Here is a 24,443-nt window from a genome sequence, read left to right as displayed (position 1 = left end):
GAGGGGATTTATCCCCGTTCGGCTGCGAAGCAGTCGTTAGACAAGATAATGCGGTCTGTCAGTGGAACGGGGGGGCCGGGTTTGGGGCTGCTTCGCAGCCCAGCGGGGATAAATCCCCTCGCCACAGGGTTTATGTATGCCGCAGATTTGGAGTGATCTTTGAAATATCAGGCGGGTTTAGTGATGGTTTCCGGGCGCGACCAGATCCACAGATTCCCCAACCCCATCCCGGCGATCGCCAGATAGATCGGCCAGCCGTGATCGAGCATCACCAGCATCAACGTCGCGCACAGCAACATGCTTACCGTCGCGCTGACTTTGGCTTTGCGCGCGATGATTTTGCCGTTGCGCCAGTTGCTCAGAATCGGCCCGAACAGGCGATGGTTTTCCAGCCAGGCACTCAGGCGCGGCGAACTGCGGGTGGCGGCCCAGGCGGCGAGGAGGATGAACTCGGTGGTCGGCAGGCCGGGCACGACAATGGCGATCAGGCCGATGCCGAGGCTGACGTAGGCCAGGAGGCCGAACAGCAGGCGGGCGAGTTTGGAGGAGGCTGGTTGCGGCATGGGCTCGGCGGGATGCTTCTGAAGCGGGATCGGGATCTTACAGATTTACGCGGCCCCTTGTAGGAGCAAGGCTTGCCCGCGAAGGCGGTGTGTCAGTCAACGATGATGTTGAATGGGCTGACGCTTTCGCGGGCAAGCCTTGCTCCTACAAGGGATCGTGTCGGGAATCAGGCCAGTTCGGCTTCTGTCGCGTAAGCCTGTTCCAGCAGCACGGTGAAGCGGTTGAACGCGTCGATCGCGCCTTGTTCCACTTCGACTTCTTCCTCAGCGCTGAATTCCAGCGAATCCAGGGTGCGCACGAAGCTCTTCCAGCCTTCGGCACGGCCACCTTCTGGCTCACCGAGGTGACGGGCGCCGAAGGTTTCGCTCAGTTCCAGCGCCACGGCGCGTTTGATCAGGAACGCAGCGCCGAGCTTCGAACCTTCGGACACAAAGATCCAGCCCAGTGCCCGTGCCTTGTTCGGGTTTTTCACCGCGCCAGCGACCGGTGCCGGGACTTCGGTGTCGAGATCGGCGAGGTCAGCCTTGGCCGCTTCAGCGCGGCAGCGGGCCGGCAGGTCAGGGACGATGGCGGTCAGTTCGGCGCTGTTGTAGAGGTCGACCAGTTCCGACTGGAACAGGTACTGCGCGACCACGAAACGGGCGAAGTTGGCGCGGGTCTCGAACGGCGCGTGAGCCTTCACCAGGGCATCGAGCTTGGTGTGCGGTTCGTTAGTGATCTGGTTCAAGCGTTGCGAACGCAGGGCAGGGCGTTGTTCGGTGTCTTGAGCTGTCATGGGAAATCCTTGAGAAAGAGAGGCGCTTGCTAACGAGACGAACAAGCAGACGCCTGAGCGTAAAAAAACCTCACTGCGCGGTGCTTGAACACGCGCAGTGAGGTCGGCCGGATCAGATGTCCCAGACCAGATTGATCGCGAAGTTGCGGCCCGGTTGGGTCAGGCGATCAAGGTTGGCCGGTTGCGTAACCGAGGCTTCGCCAACGCTGTCGTAACCGCGCACGTCATCCCACTGCCAGTATTTCTTGTCGGTCAGGTTGTAGAGACCGGCGTTGACGGTCACGTCGTCGGTGACTTTGTAGAAGCCCGCCAGATCGAGCACGCCATAACCCGGGGTCTTGAACTGGGTGCTGGTGCCGTCAGGCGTTTTGAACATGGTGCTGTCGACCCGATCCTTGCGCTTGACCAGCGTCCAGCTCAGCAGCGCGCCGTATTTGTCCTGGTCATAACCGAGGCCGAACACGCCGGTCAGCGGGTTGATGCTGTTCAGCGGCTCACCGCTGTCGTCGTTGCGGCCATACAGGTACGCCATCGAGCCTTGGGTGTAGAGGCCGGTCGGTGCGCCGAAGGTATCGAGGTTCAAGCGACCTTTAAGCTCCACGCCTTTGATGGTGGCGTGTTTGATGTTGTTGCTCTGGAACGTGGTCTCGGTGTAACCGGGAGTGATGGCGTTCTCGTCGATGAAATCACGGTACTTGTTGTAGAACACCGCAACGTCGAAGGTGCCCGCTTCAAACTGGCCACGCAGACCGGTTTCATAGCTTTTGCTTTTTTCCGGTTCAAGATCCGGGTTCGGCGCGACCTGGTAGCCGCCCGCGAGGTTTTCAAAGCGACCATACAAAGCCTTGGCGGTCGGGGTGCGGAAGCCTTCGGCGTATTGACCGTACCAGGTGTAGTTGTCGTTGAAGCTGTAAGTGGTGCCGAACTTCGGCGACAGACGATGCCAGGTTTTCTTCTCGTCGCTGACCAGACCGTTACCGCTCTGGTCGGCAGTGGCGAGGAACTCATCGGTGATGTGCGGTTTGAGTTCGGTGTAGTCGTAACGTGCGCCCGGCAGGAACGTCCAGTTGCCCCAGCTGATCTGATCCTGGGCAAACAGGCTGTAGCTGTTGATGGTCGGATCCGGGAAGTCGCTGGCCGGTGTCAAGGTGTCGGCCGCGCTTGGCGCCCCGATGACGCGGCAGGCACCGGCGACAGTCAGGCAGGTGCCGGAGCCGGTGCGCAGACCGGTGACCTTGTCCTGCTTGATGGTCGTGCCGTAGGTGATGGTGTGATCGGTGTCGGCGATGGCAAACGACTTGTCAGCCTGCGCATCGAACACCCACTGGCGATCTTTGTAATTGGTGTCACGGTTACGCAGCACAGTGCGCGACGGCGCGTAGATTTCCTGGGTGCTCTGATCGGTCTTGGCGATCTGATAGTTGAGCGACCACTTGATGTTGTCGGCCAGCACAGTGTCCAGTGCGAAGCGGTGTTCCAGACCAAAACGCTCGCGGGTAACGGTGTCGTTGCCGGTGCGCGACTTATAGAAACCGAAACCGCGTCCAGCGTTGAACGGGCCACCGACGGCGCTCAACTGGTTGGTGTCGCGATCATCTTTATAGTGTTCGTAGGTCAGGCCGAAGCGCGCGTCGTCAGCGTAGTTCCAGCCAAGTTTGGCCAGCACGTTGGTGGTGCGCACGTCTTCCGGGTTGGCCTCGGTGCGGTTCAGGCCGGTGCCACCGGTTTCGCCGTAGGATTCGGTTTCGTGACCGTTGCGCTGGCTCAGGTGCAGCAAACCGTCGAAGTCGCCGGTGCGGCCAGCAACGGTACCGGAGGTCAGCCAGCTGTCATCGGCCGAGCTGTAACCGGTTTTCAGCCGGGCGCCGACGTCCTGGCCAGGCTTGATGATGTCGTCCGGATCGAGGGTGTAGTAGCTGACGGCGCCGCCAATCGCATTGCTGCCGTACAGCACCGAGGCCGGGCCACGGAGAATTTCGACGCGTTTGACGATTTCCGGGTCGACGTAATTGCGGTTGGTCTGCGCGTACGGGCCGTTGAAGAAACTGTCCGGCACTTGCACGCCGTCGACCTGAGTCAGCACGCGGTCGCCATCGATACCACGGATGTTGTAGCCGGTGATGCCGGCACGTTGACCGGCGCCGCCCACCGAAACGCCCGGCTCGTACCGCACCAGATCCTTGATCGAATTGACGTTGTTGCGATCAAGATCTTCGCGGGTCTGCACGCTGACGGTGGCCGGCACGCTATTGACCGACTGTTCCTGACGCGTGGCGCTGATGGTCACCTGATCAAGGTTGAGGGTGCCGCTGCTGTTGCGCTTTTCCAGCACCACATTGTTATTGCTCAGCTTGCGGAAGCTCAGATTGGTCCCCACCAATAGCCGCTCAAGCGCTTTCTCCGGCGGCAGCGAACCGCGCACGCCCGGCGACGATACGCCCTGACCCAGTTCCGCCGGCAAGCCGACCTGCCAACCGGTCACAGAGGTGAAGGCATTGAGCGCCGACACCAGCGGTTGCTGGTTGATGGAGAACGCGTAATCACCCATGTTGCGCGCCGGTTGCTCGGTGGCAGCCATCAGCGGTGCGGTGCCGGCCATGAGAATGGCAGCGGTCAGCAGCGACAATACGCGGGAAGGGGAAGTCTGACGGGTAAGGCGTGAGGACATCGATAGCGCTCCGTGTCGCACGAATCTTTATAGGTGCTGATTGGCATCGTGATGCGAATCAATTGCATTGGCTATAACGAGACGAACGGGCTTCAGCTATCGAGTAAAAATAATTCTCATTTAGTTCAAGATCACCAGCGCCGGGAATTCCTGCAAGCGCGCGGAGGTGATGTGGGCGAGGGAACGCACCACGTCGAGTGGCTGATCGAGGCGATAATTGCCGGTCACGGCGACGCCGGCCAACTGCTCGTTGGTATTGATGATCCAGCCCGGATAGTAGCGGCGCAACTCGGCCAGCACTTGGTTGAGCGGACAGTTCTCGAACACCAGTCGGCCTTGTACCCAGGCCAGATCGGTCGCCGCGTCGAGTTTGGACGGGCGGTCAAAGCCATTAGGGCCGATGCGGATACTTTCCCCGGCCGACAGGCGCACGCGGGCATCGTTGTGGGTCGCGCGCAAATCGACATCGCCACGCTGGACGTTGACCTGCGCGACGCCATCGAGATAACGCACGGCGAATTCGGTGTCGCGCACACTGGCTTTGACCGGGCCGGCATCGATTTCCAAGGGCTGAGTGCGGCTGCCGGCGATCTCGAAATACGCCTCGCCCTGATACAGCCGCGCCACGCGTTGCTGATCATTGATCGTGCTGGAGAAAGCGGAATTGGTGTTGAGCAGGACTTTCGAACCGTCCTCCAGTTGCAGGCGCTGACGCTCGCCGACCACCGTCAAGTGATCGGCTTGAATGCGCATCGGCAGGTTGCTGAAACTGAACAGACCAAGAATCAGCACAGCAGCAGTGGCCAACGGTTTCCAGTGCGGGCGCAAACGCTTGAGAAAGGTGACCTTGGCCGGTTTCGCCGCGAGGCTTTGCGCGCACTGAATGACTTGCGGGCCATCCCAGATCGCCTGCGCCTTGGCGAACGCTTCGGCGTTCAACGGATCAGCCGCCAGCCAGGCATGAAACTGCCGGGTCTGCTCCTCGTCCGGGCTGCCGAGCACGATGAGCCAGTCCAGCGCCTGGTCCATTGCATCTGCAGCGTCCCGCGCCGAGTCAGGCGAAGGCGAGCGGTGGGTGTCCGTCACGGTGTTTCCTCGGGCTTTTTCAAAGCAAGTTTCGAGTTTCAAGCGACAAGCTGCAAGCTAAAGCTCATTCGGTGTGAACTTTGAGTTTTCAGCTTGCCGCTTGAAGCTTATAACTCGCCGCTGCTGTTATGCCGTTCGGCGACGCCGATGCAAATGGACATGATCAGTTTCAATTCTTTCTGCACGGTACTCAAGGAGACGTTCAGTTCGTCCGCGATTTCCTGGTAGCTGTTGCCGTGCAAACGGCTGAGGATGAAAATCTGCTGCTGACGCGAGCTGAGTTCGCTGAGACTCACGTTCAATCGCTCCAGCATTTGTTCGGCGTGGGCGGCGTCTTCGGCGCTGCTGGCGGGGGCGGCGATGCTGTGCACGACGTCTTGCGGCACGTCATCGACCATCGTCCGTGAGTGCAGCTTGCGCGCACGCAAATGATCCAGCGCCAGATTGCGCGCGGTCTGGAAGACAAAGGGCTCGAGGTGATCGATGGCCCGCTCGCTCAACGCCCGCGTCACGCGCAGGTAGGTTTCCTGCAGCAGGTCTTCAGCGGTGCTGTGATTGTTGACCATCCGTTCCAGCGTCCGCAGCAGGGACATACGCTGGGTGAGGAAGACGTGGTTGAAGCGCGATTGACTCACGGGGGAACCTGATCCATTTCGAGCGAATGATAATGCTTATCATCTATGCGAATGGTCAAGTATTGTTTTGTGATCGACACGGATAAATGTAGGAGCTGCCGAAGGCTGCGATCTTTTGATGTTGATCTTAAAAACAAGATCAAAAGATCGAAGCCTTCGGCAGCTCCTACGGGGAGAGCGAGGCACCCTTACTCGGCGTTACACAGCGCCAGGCAGTTATCCAGCATGCGGTTGGAGAAGCCCCACTCGTTGTCGTACCAGGCCAGCACTTTCAGCAGTTTGCCGCTGGATTTGGTGTGGTTGGCGTCGAAGATCGACGACAGCGGGTTGTGGTTGAAGTCGCTGGAAACCAGCGGCAACGTGTTGTAACCCAAAATCTTCGAATGCTGGCTCGCAGCCTTGAGCAGCGCATTGACCTCATCCGCCGAGGCTTCGCGCTTCAATTGCACGGTCAAATCCACCAGCGAGACATTGATCACCGGCACCCGCACGGCCATGCCGGTCAGTTTGCCGGCCAGTTCCGGCAGCACCAGGCCGACCGCTTCAGCAGCGCCGGTCTTGCTCGGAATCATGTTTTGCGTGGCCGAACGCGCGCGGTACGGGTCGGTGTGGTAGACGTCGGTGAGGTTCTGATCGTTGGTGTAGGCGTGAATGGTGGTCATCAAGCCACTTTCGATGCCCAGCTCACGGTGCAGCACCTGCGCCACTGGCGCCAGGCAGTTGGTGGTGCACGAAGCGTTGGAGATGATCTGGTGCGACTGGCGCAGAATGTCGTGGTTCACACCATAAACGACGGTGGCGTCGGCGCCTTTGGCCGGGGCCGAGATGATCACTTTGCGCGCGCCGGCAGTAATATGCGCGGCCGCTTTGGCGCGGTCGGTAAAGAGACCGGTGCATTCAAACACCACATCAATCTTTTCCGCGGCCCAGGGCAGGTCGGCCGGATTGCGAATCGCGCTGACCGCAATGCGGTCGCCGTTGACGGTCAGACTCTCGTTGTCGTGCTCGACTTGCGCGTCGAACGTGCCGTGAACGGTGTCGTATTTGAGCAGATGGGCGTTGATCGAGCTGTCGCCCAGATCGTTGATGGCGACGATCTGCAAATCCTGTCGATAGCCTTGGGTATACAGTGCGCGCAGGACATTACGGCCGATGCGGCCAAAACCATTGATTGCGATTCGTAGAGTCATGGAACAGCGCCGCCGTCGTTTTGTTGTTGGAATTACAAGATTATTCGCATAAAAATAGAAAACAAGCCTTTTTAATGGCAATATTTTGTTTTATCTACAACGAGTGACCTGAATCAACTGGTCCGAATGATCAAAAAAACCGTCTGTCATTCCAACAACAACGGCGTTTGATCAGCATAGACAATCAGGTCGCCACATCCGTTAGCCTGGAGTTCTACACATGCATCCCCGCGTTCTTGAGGTCACCGAACGGCTTATCGCCCGCAGCCGCGCCACGCGTCAGGCTTACCTTGCACTGATTCGCGGCGCCGCCACTGACGGGCCGATGCGCGGCAAGCTGCAATGCGCCAACTTCGCCCATGGCGTGGCCGGTTGCGGCAGCGAAGACAAGCACAGCCTGCGGATGATGAACTCGGCGAACATCGCCATTGTTTCGTCTTATAACGACATGCTCTCGGCGCACCAGCCGTACGAAGTGTTCCCGGAACAGATCAAAAACGCCCTGCGCGAAATCGGCTCGGTCGGCCAGTTCGCCGGTGGTACCCCGGCGATGTGCGACGGCGTGACCCAAGGCGAGCCGGGCATGGAACTGAGCCTGCCGAGCCGCGAAGTGATTGCCATGTCCACAGCGGTAGCGCTGTCGCACAACATGTTCGACGGCGCGCTGATGCTCGGCATCTGCGACAAGATCGTGCCGGGCCTGATGATGGGGTCGCTGCGTTTCGGCCACCTGCCGACGATTTTCGTGCCGGGCGGGCCGATGGTCTCGGGGATTTCCAACAAGGAAAAAGCCGACGTGCGCCAGAAGTACGCCGAAGGCAAAGCGACCCGCGAAGAGCTGCTGGAATCGGAGATGAAGTCCTACCACAGCCCGGGCACCTGCACGTTCTACGGCACCGCCAACACCAACCAGTTGCTGATGGAAGTCATGGGCCTGCACTTGCCGGGCGCCTCGTTCGTCAACCCGAACACGCCGCTGCGTGACGCGCTGACCCGCGAAGCCGCGCACCAGGTGACGCGCCTGACCAAACAAAACGGCAACTTCATGCCGATCGGCGAAATCGTCGACGAGAAGTCGCTGGTCAACTCGATTGTGGCGCTGCATGCCACCGGCGGTTCGACCAACCACACCCTGCACATGCCGGCCATCGCCATGGCGGCAGGCATTCAACTGACCTGGCAGGACATGGCCGACCTCTCCGAAGTCGTGCCGACCCTGAGCCACGTCTACCCGAACGGCAAAGCCGACATCAACCACTTCCAGGCGGCGGGCGGTATGTCGTTCCTGATCCGCGAACTGCTCGGCGCCGGTCTGTTGCACGAAGACGTCAACACCGTGCTCGGCCACGGCTTGAGCAAGTACACCAAAGAACCGTTCCTCGATAACGGTGAACTGGTCTGGCGTGAAGGCCCGGTCGACAGCCTCGACGAAAACATCCTGCGCCCGGTCGCGCGTGCGTTCTCGCAGGAAGGTGGTTTGCGCGTGATGGAAGGCAACCTCGGGCGCGGTGTGATGAAAGTGTCTGCGGTGGCGCTGGAAAACCAGATCGTCGAAGCACCAGCGATGGTGTTCCAGGATCAACAGGATCTGGCCGACGCGTTCAAGGCCGGTCTGCTGGAAAAAGATTTTGTCGCCGTGATGCGCTTCCAGGGCCCGCGCTCCAACGGCATGCCCGAGTTGCACAAGATGACGCCGTTCCTCGGTGTGCTGCAGGATCGCGGCTTCAAAGTCGCGCTGGTGACTGACGGACGCATGTCCGGCGCCTCGGGGAAAATCCCGGCGGCGATTCACGTCAGCCCCGAAGCTTATGTCGGTGGCGCTTTGGCACGCGTGCAAGAGGGCGATATCATCCGCGTCGATGGCGTCAAAGGCACTTTGGAACTTAAAGTCGACGCCGAAGAATTTGCAGCGCGCGAACCCGCCAAAGGCCTGTTGGGCAACAACATCGGCAGCGGACGCGAACTGTTCGGCTTTATGCGCATGGCCTTCAGCTCGGCAGAGCAGGGCGCCAGCGCCTTCACTTCTGCCCTGGAGACGCTTAATTGAAACTGGCTTTGGTCGGTGACATCGGAGGCACTAACGCACGGTTTGCGTTGTGGAAAGATCAGCAACTGCAATCGGTTCAGGTCTTGGCCACCGCCGACCACGCCAGCCCGGAAGAGGCGATCAGCCTTTACCTGAGCGGGCTCGGTCTGGCGCCGGGTTCGATCGGTTCGGTGTGCCTGTCGGTGGCCGGTCCGGTCAGTGGTGATGAATTTAAATTCACCAATAACCACTGGCGACTGAGCCGCACGGCGTTCTGCAAAACCTTGCAGGTCGAGCAGTTGTTGCTGGTCAACGACTTCTCGGCGATGGCGCTGGGCATGACCCGTTTGCAGCCCGGCGAATTCCGCGTGGTCTGCGAAGGCACGCCGGAGCCGTTGCGCCCGGCGGTGGTGATCGGCCCGGGCACTGGCCTTGGCGTGGGCACTTTGCTCGATTTGGGCGAAGGCCGTTTTGCCGCATTGCCGGGCGAGGGCGGTCACGTCGATCTGCCGCTGAGCAGCCCGCGTGAAACGCAATTGTGGCAGCACATCCATAACGAAATCGGCCATGTCAGCGCCGAGACGGCGTTGAGCGGCGGCGGTTTGCCTCGGGTTTACCGGGCGATCTGCGCGGTGGACGGACATGAACCGACACTCGATACGCCGGAAGCGATTACCGCGGCCGGGCTGGCGGGTGATCCGATTGCGCTGGAAGTGCTCGAGCAGTTCTGCTGCTGGCTCGGCCGTGTCGCCGGCAATAACGTGCTGACCACGGGTGGGCGTGGCGGGGTGTTTATCGTTGGCGGCGTGATTCCACGGTTTGCCGATTTCTTCCTCGAAAGCGGTTTTGCTCGCAGCTTTGCGGATAAAGGTTGCATGAGTGATTACTTCAAAGGCATTCCAGTGTGGCTGGTGACAGCGCCGTATTCCGGGCTGATGGGCGCGGGTGTGGCTCTGGAACAGGCAGGCTGAAGCGTGAGATCGTTCCCATGCTCCGCGTGGGAATGCAGCCCGTGACGCTCCGCGTCACTGGACGCGGAGCGTCCCCAGAGGCATTCCCACGCAGAGCGTGGGAACGATCAGCGTGGGAACGATCGGTTCATCAGGCATAATCCGCCCCAATTCCAACAACAAGGATGCCTTCGAAGTGAGCTCAGTCAACAAGTCGATATTGTTGGTCGATGACGACCAGGAAATACGCGAGTTGCTGGAAACCTACCTGACCCGCGCCGGGTTTCAGGTACGTGCCACGGCCGATGGCGCCAGTTTCCGTCAGGCACTCAACGAGGCGCCGAGTGATCTGGTGATCCTCGATGTCATGCTCCCCGACGAGGACGGCTTCAGCCTGTGCCGCTGGGTGCGTCAGCATCCGCGTCAGGCGCAGGTGCCGATCATCATGCTCACCGCCAGTTCCGACGAAGCCGATCGCGTGATCGGACTCGAACTCGGCGCTGACGACTACCTCGGCAAACCCTTCAGCCCGCGCGAACTGCAAGCGCGGATCAAAGCCCTGCTGCGCCGCGCGCAATTCGGTCAGGAACGTAATGGCAGCGAAGTGCTGGCGTTTGATGAATGGCGGCTGGACATGGTCAGTCATCGTCTCTTTCACACCGACGGCGAAGAAGTGATTCTCTCCGGCGCCGATTTCGCCCTGCTGAAACTGTTCCTTGATCATCCGCAGGAAATTCTCGACCGCGACACCATCGGCAATGCCACCCGTGGCCGCGACCTGATGCCGCTCGATCGCATCGTCGACATGGCCGTCAGCCGCTTGCGCCAACGCCTGCGCGATACGGAAAAACCGCCGCGACTGATCCGCACCGTGCGCGGCAGCGGTTACCAATTGGCAGCCAATGTGGTTGCCGGCAATGGTCACTGAGTCGCTGCGTAAACTCGCCGCCAAGGTACCAGTGCCGCGCTCGCTGCTTGGGCGGATGTTGCTGCTGACCTTGCTCGCCGTGCTGTTTGCGCAGACGTTGTCCAGCGTGATCTGGGTCTCGCAACTGCGCGCCACCCAGCTCGAAGGCCTGGTCACCAGCGCCCGCAGCCTCGCCCATTCGATGACCGCCAGCGTCAGTTATTTCCGCTCGTTGCCAGTGGCTTATCGACCACTGGTGCTCGACCAATTGCGCAGCATGGGCGGCACCCGATTTGTCGTGACGCTCAATGACAAACCGCTGGGCATGGACGTTTTGCCGGTCACCCCGCGTAAAGCGGCGGTGATGAAAGCCGTCGACGAAGTGCTGCGCCAGACCCTCGGTCATGACACCGATATTTCGGTGACCTTTGTCAGTCCCGAGGATCTGCGGATCTTCAATGCCGGGCTGAAACTCGATGAATTGCCACGCTCGTGGGCGCATTACGCGTTGACCCTCGAGCCGGTCAATCCGCCGGTTCTGGTCACGCAAATCCAGATGGCGCCGGGCGAATGGCTGTACATCGCCTCGTTGCTGCCCGAGCCGTACACCAGTCTTGAAGAACAAGGCCTGCCGTCGCAGCAGGTGTGGTTCATCGTCCTCACCAGTGGCTTTCTGTTGTTGTTCATCGGCGTGCTGGTGCACTGGCAGAGCCGTCCGCTCAAGCGTCTGGCACGTGCGGCGCGGGACATGTCGCTGGGTGCCGACGTTGAGCCGGTGGCGGAGGGCGGCGGCAGTGAAGTGGTGGAAGTAGGGCGCGCGTTCAACAGCATGCGCGAACGCATCAGTCGTTACCTGACCGAACGCAGCCAGTTGTTCAGTGCTATCTCCCATGACCTGCGCACACCGATCACCCGTTTGCGTTTGCGCGTGGAGTTGCTTGAAGACGAGCAACTGCAAGCCAAGTTCGGCCGCGATCTCGACGAGTTGGAGTTGCTGGTCAAAGGCGCGCTGCAATGCGTGAAAGACACCGACATCCACGAGAACATTGAACCGGTCGATCTCAATCATGTACTCGATTGTCTGGTCGAGCCGTATCTGGCGCCAAACGGCAATGGCCGCGTGACCCAGCAGGGGCGGGCGCTGGCGGCGTATTCGGGCAAGCCGTTGGCGTTGAAACGCTGCATTGGCAACTTGATCGACAACGCGTTGAAGTACGGGCAGAACGCGCATCTGCACATCGATGACGATGACAGCGCGTTTGTCTTGCACGTTGATGACGAAGGCCCGGGCGTGCCGGAGCAGCGGCTGGAGCAGGTGTTCGAGCCGCACTTCCGGTTGGCGGGGCAGCAGCAGGGGTATGGCCTGGGATTGGGCATTGCGCGCAACATCGCCCACAGTCATGGCGGCGAAGTGACGTTGCAGAATTTGCGTGAGGGTGGGTTGCGGGTGACCCTGCAATTGCCGCGCAGTGCTGACTAGGTAGACCGCGTTATCGTTCTTCGCGAGCAAGCCCGCTCCCACAGGTGACCGCATTCCATCGGGAAGAATGCGGTCGAATGTGGGAGCGGGCTTGCTCGCGAAGGCGTCCGACCTGACAACACAAATGTAACTGGCTGGTGACAAAACCCGCCCCCTTCGTTACAAGCCCACCCCGGCCCGTTGTTTAGACTCCCCGCAGTCATAACAACAAAAAAGGCCACCCATGGATCGCTTCCAACCCGGCTTCAGCAGTTGGCTGAACGCCCATGCCCACCAGCAATGGCTCGCCGCTGAAGGCCTGCGTCTGCTGGATTTCGCCAAGGCTGCAAAACTCCCGCAAGGTTTCGGCAACCTCGACGAACGCGGCCGCCTGCCAGCGAACGCGCAAGCCGAAACCATGAACACCGCGCGCATGACCCACAGCTTCGCCATGGCCCATATTCAGGGCTTGCCGGGTTTCGCTGAACTGGTCGATCACGGCATCGCCGCATTGCGCGGGCCGTTGCGTGATGCGTTGCACGGTGGCTGGTTCGCCCTCGCCGAACACCGCGACGACAACACCGGCAAAAACGCCTATCTGCATGCCTTCGTCGCGCTGGCCGCCAGCTCTGCTGTGGCCGCAAAACGCCCCGGCGCGCAAGCGTTGCTGGATGATGCGATCGACATCATCGACACGTATTTCTGGAGCGAAGAAGAGGGCGCCATGCGCGAATTCTTCAATCGCGACTGGAGCGAAGAAGAAGCCTATCGCGGCGCCAACAGCAACATGCACGCCACCGAGGCGTTCCTCGCACTGGCCGATGTCACCGAAGACCCGCGCTGGCTGGTGCGCGCGCAACGCATCGTTGAGCGGGTGATCCACGCTCACGCGGCCGGCAACGGTTACATGGTCATCGAACACTTCGATCGCGACTGGCAACCGCTGCGCGAATACAACCACGACAATCCGGCTGACGGTTTCCGCCCTTACGGCACCACGCCGGGCCACGGTTTCGAGTGGGCGCGGCTGTTGCTGCACCTCGAAGCGGCGCGGGTGCAGGCCGGCATGCTCACACCGGGCTGGCTGGCGACCGATGCGCAGAAACTCTTCGAAAACAATTGCCGCAACGGCTGGAACGTCGATGGTTTGCCGGGCATCGTTTACACCCTCGACTGGAACAACAAAGCCGTCGTCCGTCATCGCTTGCACTGGACGCACGCTGAAGCCAGCGCCGCCGCCAGCGCCTTGCTCAAACGCACCGGCGATGAGCAATACGAAACCTGGTATCGGCTGTTCTGGGAATTCTGCGAAACGCATTTCATCGATCGTTGCGACGGCAGTTGGCACCACGAACTCAACCCGCAAAACGTCCCAAGTGCCGATATCTGGGCGGGCAAACCCGACCTGTATCACGCCTGGCAAGCGGTGCTGATCCCTCGTCTACCCTTGTCACCTAGCATGGCGACTGCTTTGGCGCAGTTGTCTCAAGAGATTCCTGTGTAACCATGCGGTGACATTCGCGCGTCCCTTCGTTACCTGCGAAGGGAAACGTCCTGTTTAAACTCCTGTGCAGCGCAAGCACCAGACTTGCATGCATAACAACAAGAAAGGTACATCTCAGATGAATGCGATTTCTCGCCTCGCTACTGTCATTTCTGTCGCCTCCCTGTTCCCGCTCGCAATTCTGCCTCTCAGTGTTTCTGCTGCCGAATCCAAAGGTTCGGTCGAAGTCGTGCACTGGTGGACGTCCGGTGGCGAAAAAGCCGCTGTTGATGTGCTCAAGGCTCAAGTCGAAAAAGACGGTTTCACCTGGAAAGACGGCGCTGTCGCCGGTGGTGGCGGTGCCACTGCCATGACCGTGCTGAAAAGCCGTGCCGTTGCTGGCAACCCGCCTGGCGTTGCTCAGATCAAAGGCCCGGACATCCAGGAATGGGCATCGACCGGCCTGCTCGACACCGACGTGCTGAAAGACGTCGCCAAGTCGGAAAAGTGGGACAGCCTGCTCGATAAGAAAGTCTCCGATACCGTGAAGTACGACGGTGATTACGTGGCCGTGCCGGTGAACATTCACCGTGTGAACTGGCTGTGGATCAACCCGGAAGTCTTCAAGAAAGCCGGCATCACCAAGAACCCGACCACCCTCGAAGAATTCTACGCTGCGGGCGACAAGCTGAAGGCTGCGGGCTTCATTCCGCTGGCTCACGGCGGTCAGCCTTGGCAGGACAGCACCGTGTTCGAAGCCGTGGTGCTCTCGGTCATGGGTGTCGATGGTTACAAGAAAGCCCTGGTTGATCTGGACAACGGCGCGCTGACCGGTCCGGAAATGGTCAAGGCACTGACCGAGCTGAAGAAAGTCGCGACCTACATGGACGTCGACGGCAAAGGTCAGGACTGGAACCTGGAAGCGGCCAAAGTCATCAACGGCAAGGCCGGCATGCAGATCATGGGTGACTGGGCCAAGTCCGAATGGACTGCCGCCAAGAAAATCGCCGGCAAGGATTACGAGTGCGTAGCCTTCCCGGGCACCGACAAAGCGTTCACCTACAACATCGACTCGCTGGCTGTGTTCAAGCAGAAAGACGCAGGCACTGCGGCCGGTCAGAAAGACATTGCCAAAGTCGTGTTGGGTGAAAACTTCCAGAAAGTCTTCAGCATCAACAAAGGCTCGATCCCGGTTCGCAACGACATGTTGAACAACATGGAAGCGCTGGGCTTCGATTCCTGCGCACAGACCGCTGCCAAGGACTTCCTGGCTGACGCCAAATCCGGCGGCCTGCAACCAAGCATGGCGCACAACATGGCGACCACGCTGGCCGTGCAAGGCGCGTTCTTTGATGTCGTGACCAACTACATCAACGACCCGAAAGCCGACCCGGCCGACACCGCCAAGAAACTCGGCGCAGCGATCAAGTCCGCCAAGTAATGCTTGGCCCCTGTAGGAGTGAGCCTGCTCGCGATAGCAGTTGGTCAGGTAACAGATTTATCAACTGACTCACCGCAATCGCGAGCAGGCTCACTCCTACAAGGGGGCGAGTTGCCCATGTAGTCCTTTTCTCTCGTACTGGATTTCCCCATGAGTTCTGTTGCTGTGTTCAGCAAGGCCTCGCCGTTCGATGCATTGCAGCGCTGGCTACCAAAACTGGTGCTGGCGCCGAGCATGTTCATCGTTCTGGTGGGCTTCTATGGCTACATCCTGTGGACGTTCGTGCTGTCGTTCACCACCTCGACTTTCCTGCCCAACTACAAGTGGGCCGGTCTGGCGCAATACGCGCGGTTGTTCGATAACGATCGCTGGTGGGTCGCGAGCAAAAACCTCGCGGTGTTCGGCGGCATGTTCATCGGCATCACTTTGGTGATCGGTGTGTTGCTGGCGGTGTTCCTCGATCAGCGCATCCGTCGCGAAGGCTTTATCCGCACCATTTACCTGTACCCGATGGCGCTCTCGATGATCGTCACCGGTACCGCGTGGAAATGGCTGCTCAACCCGGGCATGGGCCTGGACAAATTGTTGCGTGACTGGGGCTGGGAAGGCTTCCGTCTCGACTGGCTGATCGACCCTGATCGCGTGGTGTATTGCCTGGTGATCGCTGCTGTCTGGCAAGCCTCGGGCTTCATCATGGCGATGTTCCTCGCCGGCCTGCGTGGCGTTGATCAATCGATCATCCGTGCCGCCCAGATCGATGGCGCGAGCATGCCGATGATCTACTGGAAAGTGGTGCTGCCAAGCCTGCGTCCGGTGTTCTTCAGTGCCGTGATGATTCTGGCGCACATCGCGATCAAGAGCTTCGACCTGGTCGCGGCGATGACCGCTGGTGGTCCGGGTTACTCCTCCGATCTGCCCGCGATGTTCATGTATTCCTTCACCTTCAGTCGCGGCCAGATGGGCATGGGCTCGGCCAGTGCGATTCTGATGCTCGGTGCGATCCTCGCGATCATCGTGCCTTACCTGTATTCCGAGCTGAGGACCAAGCGCAATGACTAGTCTCGCTGCCAAACCTGCTATCAGCCTGAGTCGCATCGCGATCTACGCGGTGCTGATCCTTGCCGTACTGCTTTATCTGGTGCCGCTGGTGGTCATGTTGCTGACCAGCTTCAAGACCCCGGAAGACATCAGCACCGGCAACCTGTTGAGCTGGCCGACCGTGGTCAGCGGCATCGGCTGGGTCAAGGCCTGGGCCACGGTTGACGGTTACTTCTGGAACTCGATCAAGATCACCGTTCCGGCCGTGATCATCTCCACCGCCATCGGTGCATTGAACGGTTACGTGCTGTCGTTCTGGCGCTTCCGTGGTTCGCAGTTGTTCTTCGGCCTGCTGTTGTTCGGTTGCTTCCTGCCGTTCCAGACCGTGCTGCTGCCGGCCTCGTTCACCCTCGGCAAAATGGGCCTGGCGAGCACCACCACCGGCCTGGTGTTTATCCACGTGGTTTACGGTCTGGCGTTTACTACGCTGTTCTTCCGTAACTACTACGTGAGCATTCCGGATGCGCTGGTGAAAGCCGCACGTCTGGATGGCGCGGGTTTCTTCACGATTTTCCGCCGCATCATTCTGCCGATGTCGACGCCGATCATCATGGTCTGCCTGATCTGGCAATTCACCCAGATCTGGAACGACTTCCTGTTCGGTGTGGTGTTCTCCAGCGGTGATTCGCAACCGATCACGGTGGCGCTGAACAACCTGGTCAACACCAGCACCGGCGCCAAGGAATACAACGTTGATATGGCAGCGGCGATGATCGCCGGCCTGCCGACCCTGCTGGTCTATGTGGTCGCAGGCAAGTATTTCGTGCGCGGGCTGACGGCCGGCGCAGTCAAGGGGTAATCATGGCAACGCTCGAACTTCGCAACGTAAACAAGACCTACGGTGCCGGCCTGCCGGACACCCTGAAGAACATCGAACTGTCGATCAAGGAAGGCGAATTCCTGATCCTCGTCGGCCCGTCGGGCTGCGGCAAATCGACGTTGATGAACTGCATCGCCGGTCTCGAAACCATCACCGGCGGCGCGATCATGATCGGTGATCAAGACGTCAGCGGCATGAGCCCGAAGGATCGTGACATCGCCATGGTGTTCCAGTCCTACGCGCTGTACCCGACCATGAGCGTGCGCGAGAACATCGAATTCGGCCTGAAAATTCGCAAGATGCCTCAGGCGGCGATCGACGAAGAAGTCGCTCGCGTCGCCAAGCTGCTGCAGATCGAACATTTGCTGAACCGCAAACCGGGTCAGCTCTCCGGTGGTCAGCAACAGCGTGTGGCGATGGGCCGCGCACTGGCGCGTCGTCCGAAGATTTATCTGTTCGACGAACCGTTGTCCAACCTCGACGCCAAGCTGCGCGTCGAGATGCGCACCGAAATGAAACTGATGCACCAGCGTCTGAAAACCACCACGGTCTACGTGACCCACGACCAGATCGAGGCAATGACCCTGGGCGACAAAGTGGCGGTGATGAAGGACGGCATCATTCAGCAGTTCGGTACGCCGAAAGAGATCTACAACGACCCGGCCAACCTGTTCGTCGCGAGCTTCATCGGTTCGCCGCCAATGAACTTCATTCCGCTGCGTCTGCAACGCAAGGACGGTCGTCTGCTGGCGCTGCTCGACAGCGGTCAGGCCCGTTGCGAATTGCCGATGAGCATGCAGGATGCCGGTCTTGAAGATCGCGAAGTGATCCTCGGCCTGCGCCCGGAACAGATCGTTCTGTCGAACGGCGAGGGCAATGGCCTGCCAAGCATTCGTGCCGAAGTGCAGGTCACCGAGCCGACCGGTCCGGACACGCTGGTGTTCGTCAATTTGAATGAAACCAAAGTCTGCTGCCGTCTGGCGCCGGACGTGGCACCGCAAGTCGGCGAAAGCCTGACGCTGCAATTCGATCCGTCGAAAGTGTTGTTGTTCGATGCCAACACCGGCGAGCGCCTCGGCACTGCCGGCCAACCACAGACCGATGCGCGGTCTGCGAACGTGGCCCAATTCAAAGGCCGCTGAAGATCAATGTAGGAGTGAGCCTGCTCGCGATTGTGTCCTGTCAGTTGATGTAGTTGTTACCTGACACACCGCTATCGCGAGCAGGCTCACTCCTACAAAGGAGCACGCGGCGGATTGCCTGTAATCCATCGCAATTTAAGTAAACCGCGTTAGATAAAAACAGTTAATAACAATAAAGACGAGGATGTAGGGATGAAAAAGAAACACGTCAATGCCCGGTTGATCTGCCAAGTATCAGCTGCGGCGGCATTGGTGCTGGCCGGTAACGCCATGGCGGCGGATGCCTTCAGCTCCGATTCGAAATGGATGACGGGCGACTGGGGTGGCGAGCGTACCAAGCTGATCGAGCAGGGTATCGACATCAAGGCTGACTACGTTGGGGAAGTCGGTGGCAACCTGAACGGTGGCTACAACGACGACAAGACTGCGCGTTACGCTGACCAGTTCGGTCTGGGCGTGGCACTCGATCTGCAAAAGCTGTGGGGCTGGGATAACACTCAGGCCAAGATCCAGCTGACCAACCGTAACGGTTACAACATCTCCAACGACCGTGTTGGCGATCCGCGTGCCGGCACCCTGAGCTCCTCGCAGGAAGTCTACGGTCGTGGCCACATGGTGCGTCTGACCCAGTTGTGGATTCAGCACCAGTTCTTCGACAACAAACTCGACGTCAAGGCCGGTTACTTCGGTGAAGGCGAAGACTTCAACACCTTCCCGTGCGACTTCCAGAACCTGGCGTTCTGCGGTTCCCAAGTGGGTAACTGGGCCACCAACATCTGGTACAACTGGCCCGTCAGCCAGGCCGCGATCCGCGTGAAGTACAACATCAACGACGAGCTCTACGCGCAAATCGGTGCTTACAACCAGAACCCGTCGCAGCTGGAACACGGCAACGGCTTCAAACTCAGCGGCAGTGGTACCAAAGGGACTGTGTTGCCGGTTGAATTGGTCTGGTCGCCGAAGGTCAACAGCTTGCCGGGCGAATACCGCGTCGGTTACTACAAGAGCACGGCCGATGCCGACGACGTTCGTGAAGACGTCAACGGTTTCGACGCGGCTACCACGGGCGACGCGTACAAATCTCACAGCAGCAAAAGCGGCTACTGGTTTGTGGCGCAACAGCAACTCACCAGCCACAACGGTGATGCTTCTCGCGGTCTGAACATCGCGGCCAACGCCACGTTCCACGACAAAGACACCAACTTCATCGACAACTACCAGTCGGTGATGTTTGTCTACAAAGGCCCGTTCGACGCACGTCCGAAGGATGACGTCGGTATCGGCGCGGCACGTATCCACGTCAACGATGACGTGAAGAAAAACGCCGAGCTGCTGAACGTTTCCAACGGTGTGTCGGATTACGACAATCCGGTGTTCTCGCCGATTCGTGAAACCGAATACAACTACGAAATCAACTACGGCTTCCACGTAACAAACTGGCTGACCGTACGTCCTAACCTGCAGTACATCACTCACCCGGGCGGTGTGGATGATGTGGACAACGCATTGGTCGCTGGCCTGAAAATTCAGTCTACGTTCTAACGCGTCTGCGATAAGCTCCTCTCTATGTGCGCATATTTGCGGACAGCCAAGGCTGTCCGCTTTTTTTTGTGACACAGGTCGATGCAATCATAGGTAATGCCTCTGTGGCGAGGGAGCTTGCTCCCGCTCGGCTGCGTAGCAGTCGTAAACGCTGCTGATGAGATTTGACTGACACACCGCAGTGAATGATTCAGGGGCCGCTTCGCAGCCCAGCGGTAGCAAGCTCCCTCGCCACAACAGCAATGTGGAATTTGAATACCCCCATGATTTTCAGGACCGTGGCCCATGCATGAGCATCCGCTACAACGCTTCTTCAAATCCCTGCGCGAACAGCCGATATTCGCTTGGGAGCGCTATCAGATGCGCGACGTGTTGGTGATCGATCACCCGCTGTGTCAGGCGGTGTTCAGTCGTCAGGGCGCGCAGTTGCTGCACTTTCAGCCGCGCGGGCAAAAACCGTGGTTGTGGTGTGCGGCAAAGTGGCCGCATGTCGGGGCGATCCGTGGCGGTGTGCCGGTCTGCTGGCCGTGGTATGGCCGTCATCCGAGCGAGAACGCCTGGCCGTCGCATGGTTGGGCGCGCCTGCTCGACTGGAAGTTGATCGACAGCAGCACCTGCGATGACGGCGTGCGTCTGCACTGGCAATTGCAACTGTGCGACTGGCAGGTTGACCTGCACGCGCACCTTGGCGAACGCATGGATCTGCGTCTGAGCACCGAGCATCAGGATGATATGCCGTGCCAGTTGAGCCAGGCTTTGCACGCTTACTGGCGTATTGGCGATGTTGGTGAGATAGCGCTGTCTGGACTCGAAGGGGCGCAGGGTTACGATCAGTTGAGCCGCCAGACCTGTCAGCAGGAAGGCGAGTTGCGCGTGGATGGCGGGTGTCAGCGGGTGTTCCAGCATGACGGCGAATTGCAGCTGAAAGATCATGCCTGGCAGCGCGAGTTGTGCATTGATACCGGCGACAGTGCCGACACGGTGGTCTGGCATCCCGGGGCGCGGCCATTATTGGGCGTGACGTGGGATGAGATTTCGGAGTTTGTCTGTGTTGAAGCGGCGGCGGGCGGGACGGACAGCCTGCACCTGGCGCCGGGGGAGAAGGCGCATTTGAGTTTGCAGGCGTGGGCGGCGGCTTGATGATCGTTCCCACGCTCTGCGTGGGAATGCCTCAAGGGACGCTCCGCGTCCAGTGACGCGGAGCGTCACGGGCTGCATTCCCACGCAGAGCGTGGGAACGATCAACCTCTGTAGGAGCTGCCGAAGGCTGCGATCTTTTACGCGAAGCGTCCTAATTAAATTCATCCCCAACCGGATACCGGCTGGCATTCAAGCTCTCTTTGATCTTGCGCAGATGAGGCTGGAAATCCACCCCGCGCCGCAAGGTCATCCCGGTCGCCAACACATCCAGCACGGTCAATTGAATGATCCGCGAAGTCATCGGCATATAGATGTCGGTGTCTTCCGGCAGCGGAATGTTCAGGCTCAAGGTACTCGCCTTGGCCAGCGGCGAATTCTCCGCCGTCAAACCCAGCACCGAAGCCCCGTTCTCGCGAGCAATGCGCGCCACTTCCACCAGTTCACGGGTGCGCCCGGTGTAGGAAATGATCACGAACAGCTCACCGGTATGCGCCACCGAAGCAATCATCCGCTGCATCAGTACATCAGCATGCGCGGTAACGGCCAGGTTGAAGCGGAAAAACTTGTGCTGCGCATCCAGCGCCACCGGTGCCGAGGCGCCGAGACCAAAGAAGTGGATCTGCCGCGCCTGAATCAACAGGTCAACGGCGCGGCTGATCAGGTTCGGATCCAGCGCCTGACAAGCGCTGTCCAGCGAGGCGATCGCGCTGCCGAAAATCTTTTGCGTGTAGGCCTCGGGATTGTCATCGGCCTCGACCGCGCGGCTGACGTACGCCGCGCCACTGGCCAGGCTCTGCGCCAATTGCAGCTTGAGTTCCGGGTAGCCGCTGACGCCGAACGAACGGCAGAAACGGTTGACCGTCGGTTCGCTCACCGACGCGGCCTGGGCGAGGGCGGCGATGCTGAAGCGGGTGGCCTGCTGTGGGTTGAGCAGGATCACCTCGGCGACTTTGCGTTCGGCCTTGTTCAGGTCTTCAAGGCGACTCTGGATCTGTTCCAGTAAATTTCGCACGCGGTCCATATGGAATTCCTAATTCACCAGCGCAAAGGTGCGCTGATCTATGCAAATTGGGCCTTTGATGTGGCCCGTCACGGTGGCCTATCCTACTGATGGCTCCGACCGACCACCACTCGGAATCTGTATTTTGCGAAAATGTTGTGGTTATTACTACATTTTCCCTTGAGTGATGCCTTGAAAAAGGTATTTGTAGCTTAACTTGATAAAAGAACAAACATCATGCCTTCGATTACGGTTGAACCGTGCACCTTTGCCTTGTTCGGCGCTCTCGGCGATCTGGCCCTGCGCAAGCTGTTTCCTGCCCTGTATCACCTGGATGGCGCCGATCTGTTGCACGAGGACACGCGCATCATCGCGTTGGCCCGTGAAGACGGCACCGAGCAGCAGCACCTGGCGTTCATCGCCGCCGAACTGCGCCGCTATGTCGGCAAAGAGCTGGACGAAGCCGTGGCCGAGCGCTTTCTTGCGCGCCTGAGCTACCTGCACGTCGACTTCCTCAAGGCTGAAGACTATGTCGCGCTGGCCGAACAGGCCGGCAGCACGCAACGCATGATTGCTTACTTCGCCACACCGGCAGCGGTGTACGGCGCGATCTGCGAGAACCTGGCGAATGTCGGTCTGGCGGAAAACACCCGCGTGGTGCTGGAAAAACCGATCGGCTCCGATCTCGAATCGTCGCGCAAGGTTAACGATGCCGTGGCGCAGTTCTTCCCGGAGAACCGCACTTACCGTATCGACCATTATCTGGGCAAAGAAACCGTTCAGAACCTGATCGCCCTGCGTTTCGCCAACAGCCTGTTCGAAACCCAGTGGAACCAGAATTACATCTCCCACGTGGAAATCACCGTGGCCGAGAAGGTTGGCATCGAAGGCCGTTGGGGCTACTTCGACAAGGCCGGCCAGCTGCGCGACATGATCCAGAATCACCTGTTGCAGCTGCTCTGCCTGATCGCCATGGATCCGCCGGCTGACCTGTCTGCCGACAGCATCCGTGACGAAAAAGTAAAAGTGCTCAAGGCGCTGGCGCCGATCAGTCCGGAAGGCCTGACTACGCAAGTGGTGCGCGGCCAGTACATCGCCGGCCACAGCGAAGGCAAATCCGTACCGGGTTACCTCGAAGAACCAAATTCCAACACCCAGAGCGACACCGAAACCTTCGTCGCTTTGCGTGCCGACATCCGCAACTGGCGCTGGGCCGGCGTGCCGTTCTACCTGCGCACCGGCAAGCGTATGCCGCAGAAGTTGTCGCAGATCGTTATCCACTTCAAGGAACCGTCGCACTACATTTTCGCCCCCGAGCAGCGCTTGCAGATCAGCAACAAACTGATCATCCGCCTGCAACCGGACGAAGGCATTTCCTTGCGCGTGATGACCAAAGAGCAGGGCCTGGACAAAGGCATGCAACTGCGCAGCGGGCCGCTGCAATTGAATTTCTCTGACACCTGGCGTAGCGCGCGGATCCCCGATGCCTACGAGCGGTTGTTGCTGGAAGTGATGAACGGCAATCAGAACCTGTTTGTCCGTAAAGATGAAATCGAAGCCGCGTGGAAATGGTGTGACCAGTTGATCGCCGGTTGGAAAAAATCCGGTGACGCGCCCAAGCCGTACGCGGCCGGGTCGTGGGGGCCGATGAGCTCCATTGCATTGATCACGCGGGACGGGAGGTCGTGGTATGGCGATATCTAATGTGCAACTGCCTGCGGGCGTAAACGCTCACGAATTCAAGAGCCCGGTGCTGTTGGCTGAAGGTCTGGCGCTGAATGTCGCCAAGCAATTGAGCGAGGCCATTGCGGCACGCGGCAACGCGGTGCTGGTGGTGTCGGGCGGTCGCAGCCCGGTGGCGTTTTTCCAGCACCTGGCCAAACAGGAACTGGACTGGTCGAAGGTCATCGTGACCCTCGCCGACGAGCGCTGGGTACCGGTTGAACATGCCGACAGCAATGCCGGTCTGCTCAAGCAATACCTGCTCAAAGGCCCGGCGGCGAAAGCGCAGTTCCTCAGCCTTTATAGCGCTGCGGCGAATGTCGAGCAGGCTGCTGAACAGGCTGATCGCTTGCTCGCTGAGCTGCCGCCGATTGACGTGCTGGTGTTGGGCATGGGCGATGACGGTCACACCGCGTCGCTGTTCCCGAACAGTCCGAACCTGGCCGAAGCGCTGCAAGCCGATGGCACCCGCCGTTGCTGGCCGATGCTGGCGCCGAGCGTGCCGCGTCAGCGCCTGACCATGAGCCGTGCGCTGCTGGCTTCGGCGAAACACAAAATTCTGTCGATTTCCGGTCAGTCGAAACTGACCACCCTGAATGCCGCGCTGGCATCCGATGACGTCGCCGCCATGCCGGTGCGCGCGTTTCTGCAACCTACGTTAGAGATTTACTGGTGCCCATGAGCCAAGGAACAGCCGCTATGACACCCCCCTCCCCGACCGTTGCCATGGCGGACAAAGTTGCCCTGATCGACAGCCTCTGCGCCAAGGCGCGGATCCTGCCGGAGATCACCAGC

20 protein-coding genes and 1 pseudogene are annotated in these 24,443 nt (G+C 59.7%); 14 read left to right on the top strand and 7 right to left on the bottom strand.

Translation table 11 applies throughout. The features are described from left to right. Positions 1 to 167 precede the first annotated feature (167 nt). The 6 genes from ACIP66_RS18085 to gap form a co-directional block, all read right to left on the bottom strand. Entirely contained in the window at positions 168 to 563 is a 396-nt protein-coding gene (locus tag ACIP66_RS18085; protein WP_400649648.1) for a YbaN family protein, read from the bottom strand. 167 nt (positions 564 to 730) lie between these two features. Beyond that, on the bottom strand, positions 731 to 1,339 hold the full coding sequence (locus ACIP66_RS18080; protein WP_400649647.1) for a biliverdin-producing heme oxygenase: 609 nt from the start codon (positions 1,337 to 1,339) through the stop codon (positions 731 to 733). A gap of 112 nt (positions 1,340 to 1,451) precedes the next feature. Beyond that, positions 1,452 to 4,007, bottom strand: coding sequence for a TonB-dependent receptor (locus ACIP66_RS18075; protein WP_400649644.1), 2,556 nt, complete (start codon positions 4,005 to 4,007; stop codon positions 1,452 to 1,454). Between the two features lie 120 nt (positions 4,008 to 4,127). Further along, positions 4,128 to 5,093 (bottom strand): FecR family protein, encoded by a 966-nt coding sequence (locus ACIP66_RS18070; RefSeq protein ID WP_400649639.1) that lies wholly within the window; start codon positions 5,091 to 5,093, stop codon positions 4,128 to 4,130. A gap of 107 nt (positions 5,094 to 5,200) precedes the next feature. Next, a complete protein-coding gene (locus ACIP66_RS18065) occupies positions 5,201 to 5,728 on the bottom strand; it encodes an RNA polymerase sigma factor (RefSeq protein ID WP_053123030.1) in 528 nt (175 codons plus the stop codon). 188 nt (positions 5,729 to 5,916) lie between these two features. After that, positions 5,917 to 6,918: a type I glyceraldehyde-3-phosphate dehydrogenase gene (gap, locus tag ACIP66_RS18060; RefSeq protein ID WP_053123028.1), complete on the bottom strand. Its 1,002-nt coding sequence runs from the start codon at positions 6,916 to 6,918 to the stop codon at positions 5,917 to 5,919. A 220-nt stretch (positions 6,919 to 7,138) separates the two neighbouring features. On the opposite strand from gap, the gene edd reads away from it, so the two are divergent. The 11 genes from edd (at position 7,139) to ACIP66_RS18005 (ending at position 20,926) form a co-directional block, all read left to right on the top strand. Next, positions 7,139 to 8,965: a phosphogluconate dehydratase gene (gene edd / locus ACIP66_RS18055; protein ID WP_212548880.1), complete on the top strand. Its 1,827-nt coding sequence runs from the start codon at positions 7,139 to 7,141 to the stop codon at positions 8,963 to 8,965. Further along, entirely contained in the window at positions 8,962 to 9,915 is a 954-nt protein-coding gene (locus ACIP66_RS18050) for a glucokinase (RefSeq protein ID WP_212548881.1), read from the top strand. The genes edd and ACIP66_RS18050 overlap by 4 nt, the downstream gene beginning before the upstream one ends. A 175-nt stretch (positions 9,916 to 10,090) precedes the next feature. Beyond that, positions 10,091 to 10,822, top strand: coding sequence for a response regulator (locus tag ACIP66_RS18045; RefSeq protein ID WP_008082801.1), 732 nt, complete (start codon positions 10,091 to 10,093; stop codon positions 10,820 to 10,822). Beyond that, complete coding sequence (locus ACIP66_RS18040; RefSeq protein WP_053123022.1) at positions 10,812 to 12,281, top strand: ATP-binding protein; 1,470 nt, start codon at positions 10,812 to 10,814, stop codon at positions 12,279 to 12,281. The genes ACIP66_RS18045 and ACIP66_RS18040 overlap by 11 nt, the downstream gene beginning before the upstream one ends. 223 nt (positions 12,282 to 12,504) lie before the next feature. Further along, positions 12,505 to 13,764, top strand: coding sequence for an AGE family epimerase/isomerase (locus ACIP66_RS18035; protein WP_400649632.1), 1,260 nt, complete (start codon positions 12,505 to 12,507; stop codon positions 13,762 to 13,764). A gap of 118 nt (positions 13,765 to 13,882) precedes the next feature. Beyond that, positions 13,883 to 15,184: an ABC transporter substrate-binding protein gene (locus ACIP66_RS18030; protein ID WP_053123019.1), complete on the top strand. Its 1,302-nt coding sequence runs from the start codon at positions 13,883 to 13,885 to the stop codon at positions 15,182 to 15,184. A 150-nt stretch (positions 15,185 to 15,334) separates the two neighbouring features. Continuing rightward, positions 15,335 to 16,243: a carbohydrate ABC transporter permease gene (locus tag ACIP66_RS18025; RefSeq protein ID WP_008082808.1), complete on the top strand. Its 909-nt coding sequence runs from the start codon at positions 15,335 to 15,337 to the stop codon at positions 16,241 to 16,243. Next, on the top strand, positions 16,236 to 17,081 hold the full coding sequence (locus ACIP66_RS18020; RefSeq protein ID WP_007917872.1) for a carbohydrate ABC transporter permease: 846 nt from the start codon (positions 16,236 to 16,238) through the stop codon (positions 17,079 to 17,081). The genes ACIP66_RS18025 and ACIP66_RS18020 overlap by 8 nt, the downstream gene beginning before the upstream one ends. A gap of 2 nt (positions 17,082 to 17,083) precedes the next feature. Beyond that, positions 17,084 to 18,244: an ABC transporter ATP-binding protein gene (locus ACIP66_RS18015; protein WP_053123017.1), complete on the top strand. Its 1,161-nt coding sequence runs from the start codon at positions 17,084 to 17,086 to the stop codon at positions 18,242 to 18,244. A 192-nt stretch (positions 18,245 to 18,436) separates the two neighbouring features. Then, positions 18,437 to 19,786: a carbohydrate porin gene (locus tag ACIP66_RS18010; RefSeq protein WP_159812812.1), complete on the top strand. Its 1,350-nt coding sequence runs from the start codon at positions 18,437 to 18,439 to the stop codon at positions 19,784 to 19,786. 285 nt (positions 19,787 to 20,071) lie between these two features. After that, entirely contained in the window at positions 20,072 to 20,926 is an 855-nt protein-coding gene (locus tag ACIP66_RS18005; protein ID WP_400649627.1) for a D-hexose-6-phosphate mutarotase, read from the top strand. A gap of 151 nt (positions 20,927 to 21,077) precedes the next feature. Here the strand turns inward: ACIP66_RS18005 and ACIP66_RS18000 are convergent, their stop codons facing one another. After that, positions 21,078 to 21,938, bottom strand: coding sequence for a MurR/RpiR family transcriptional regulator (locus ACIP66_RS18000; protein WP_171057240.1), 861 nt, complete (start codon positions 21,936 to 21,938; stop codon positions 21,078 to 21,080). A gap of 225 nt (positions 21,939 to 22,163) precedes the next feature. Between ACIP66_RS18000 and zwf the strand changes: the two genes are divergently transcribed. The 3 genes and pseudogenes from zwf to ACIP66_RS17985 all read left to right on the top strand — a co-directional run. Then, complete coding sequence (gene zwf / locus ACIP66_RS17995; protein WP_212543881.1) at positions 22,164 to 23,630, top strand: glucose-6-phosphate dehydrogenase; 1,467 nt, start codon at positions 22,164 to 22,166, stop codon at positions 23,628 to 23,630. Then, positions 23,617 to 24,330: a 6-phosphogluconolactonase gene (gene pgl / locus ACIP66_RS17990; RefSeq protein ID WP_159812809.1), complete on the top strand. Its 714-nt coding sequence runs from the start codon at positions 23,617 to 23,619 to the stop codon at positions 24,328 to 24,330. The genes zwf and pgl overlap by 14 nt, the downstream gene beginning before the upstream one ends. A 17-nt stretch (positions 24,331 to 24,347) precedes the next feature. Further along, positions 24,348 to 24,443, top strand: a pseudogene (locus ACIP66_RS17985) (keto-deoxy-phosphogluconate aldolase); the annotation flags it as partial.

Source organism: Pseudomonas sp. NPDC088429, from assembly GCF_044753305.1.
Taxonomy (GTDB): domain Bacteria; phylum Pseudomonadota; class Gammaproteobacteria; order Pseudomonadales; family Pseudomonadaceae; genus Aquipseudomonas; species Aquipseudomonas rustica.
Note: the sequence above shows the minus strand (reverse complement) of the source record. Positions and strands in the feature narration are given on the sequence as shown.